This is a genomic window from Pseudomonas sp. MWU13-2105, from assembly GCF_023242315.1.
Classification (GTDB): domain Bacteria; phylum Pseudomonadota; class Gammaproteobacteria; order Pseudomonadales; family Pseudomonadaceae; genus Aquipseudomonas.
Genome location: NZ_JALLIY010000057.1, coordinates 1 through 2352, shown reverse-complemented (window position 1 = coordinate 2352; position 2352 = coordinate 1). Strand labels below are relative to the sequence as shown.

Genomic DNA, 2352 nt, shown 5'->3' with positions numbered 1-2352 from the left:
CATGGGCAACGTCAATGACTCGGACCTGGTGCGCTACCTGGCCGGCGGTATCCAGGCCGACACCCTGCGCCTTGACACCGACCTGCTGCGCGATGCCTACATTGCCGAGCTCAATCATTTTGTCGGCTGCCTACGCTCCGGGGAAAAACCCTTGGCCAGCGGCGAAGATGCCCGGGCGGCCCTGGCGATTGCCCGGGCATGCATCGAGTCCTTTCAACAGGGCAGCACAGTACGCGTGCAAGGAGCCCATTGATGAGTTTCTCACCGTTCAAGTTGGCAATCAGTGCCGAGATGGTCTTCCTCGACCTGCCGTTCACCGAGCGTGTCAAACGTATCCACGGGCTGGGTTTCAGCGCCGAAATCTGGGACTGGACGAAGAAGGACATAGCTGCACTGGTTGCCACCGGCGCCGACTTCACCTCCATGACAGGCTATATCTCCGGCAACCTGACCGACCCCGAAGAGATCCGCCAGTTGCTCGACAGCGCCCGGGAGTCATTGGCCGTGGCGGAGCAACTGAACTGCCCGAGCCTCAACCTGCATGGTACGGGCCTGGGTGACAAAGGCCTGCCGGTCAAACCCGTCGCCAACGCCAGCGGACGCATGTGGCTGAGCGCCTGCAAGACCCTGGAAAAAATCGCCCGCCTGGGTGAAGACGCCGGTCGGGTGTTCCTGCTGGAAAACCTCAACACCAAGGTCGACCATCCCGGCACTCCGTTCGCCCGCGCCGACGACACCCTGGCGCTGATCGAGGCCGTGGGTAGCCCGCACCTGAAGATGAACCTGGACCTCTACCACGCGCAGATCGGTGAAGGGAACCTGATCGAACTCATCCAGCGCGCCGGCCCTGCCATCGGCGAAATCCAGGTCGCAGATGTCCCGGGGCGCAAGGAGCCCGGCACCGGCGAGATTCATTATCCGGCTATTGCCAGGGCCTTGTTCGGCATGGGATATACGGGCGTGGTCGGGCTCGAGGGCTGGGCCAGCGGCGACAGCGAAACGGCACTTGAGCGCTTTCGGCAGGCGTTCACGCTGGACTGAGGGAACGGGCGCTCCTGGCGGATCTGATCCGCCGAGTGCCGGCAGCCCGCAGGTTTGATCTTGATGAATTTCAACTCATAACAACAAAAGGAAAACCATCATGCGTCGCTACACACTGCTTTTTGCCACGCTGTTATTATTCTTCAGCCAATGGGCCGCCGCCTCCAGCTATCGCATCGGCGTCAGCATTGCCAGGGTTGACGACAACTTCATGACCTATGTCCGCAGCGGCCTGGAAGACGCCGCTAAAAAGGAAAACGTCCAGATCCAGTTCGAGGATGCCCAGGGCGACGTGGTGCGCCAGCTCAATCAGGTCCAGGACTTTCTCAACCAGAAGGTGGACGCGGTCATCGTCTTGCCCGTGGACACCGCGGCCACCGCCAACGTGACCCGCGCCGCCGTCGAGGCAAAGACCCCGCTGGTCTACGTCAACCGCCACCCGGACGAACGCGTCCTGCCCAAAGGCGTGGTCACTGTGGCGTCCAATGACATTGAGGCCGGACAACTGCAGATGCGCTATCTGGCGAAAAAGCTGGGGGGCAAAGGCACCCTCGCGATCATCATGGGCGACCTGGCGCAAAACTCCACGCATGACCGCACCGAAGGCGTCAAACAGGTGCTCAAGGACTATCCCGGCATCAAGATCGTCGAACAACAAACGGCTGAATGGCAGCGCAACAAAGGCATGGACCTGACTAGCAACTGGCTGCTGGCCGGCACCAGCTTTGACGCCATCGTGGCCAACAATGACGAGATGGCCATCGGCGCCGCCATGGCACTGCAGCAAGCCGGTAAAGCCAAGGGTGAAATAGCGATTGTCGGCATCGACGGCCTGCCTGACGGACTGGCAGCAATCAAGCGCGGGATGCTGGTCGCCTCGGTCTTTCAAGACCCCAAGGCCCAAGCCAGCGTCGCACTGCAAGCGGCCATCAAAATGATCAAGGGCGAGCCGGTCGAGACAGATGTCTGGGTGCCCTTTCAACTGATCACACCGGAACAGGTGGCCATGTTTGAGCAACATTACAAATAGCGTCGAATGCTGAGCACTGACGCCGCTTTCCCGCTCTGGGATTAGCACTGATTTTGCAATGACGAACGAAGACTAGAGAGCGGTTTCGGCAAGCACAAGGTGAAAGGTTTTCCCAGAAAACATCAGTCATTGGAAAGCGAATTGTCTGATGACCGCCTTCAGGAAAAAGATAACAGACTGGAAAACGCACAAACAAGAACGCCACTCTATTGAGTGGCATTCTTGTGTATTTTGAGCGGAAAACGGTCTACCGGCCCCACAGCAATCCACTGATTCCAAAA

3 protein-coding genes are annotated in these 2352 nt (G+C 59.4%); all 3 read left to right on the top strand.

What is annotated here, in order from left to right; genetic code table 11:
* Positions 1–253: Gfo/Idh/MocA family oxidoreductase (locus tag M5B96_RS32225; protein WP_412548679.1), on the top strand; the 253-nt coding region annotated here is incomplete at its 5' end.
* Complete coding sequence (locus M5B96_RS32220; RefSeq protein WP_248767294.1) at positions 253–1041, top strand: TIM barrel protein; 789 nt, start codon at positions 253–255, stop codon at positions 1039–1041. The genes M5B96_RS32225 and M5B96_RS32220, both read left to right, overlap by 1 nt.
* 100 nt (positions 1042–1141) lie before the next feature.
* A complete protein-coding gene (locus tag M5B96_RS32215; protein ID WP_248801185.1) occupies positions 1142–2071 on the top strand; it encodes a sugar ABC transporter substrate-binding protein in 930 nt (309 codons plus the stop codon).
* Positions 2072–2352: the final 281 nt, after the last annotated feature.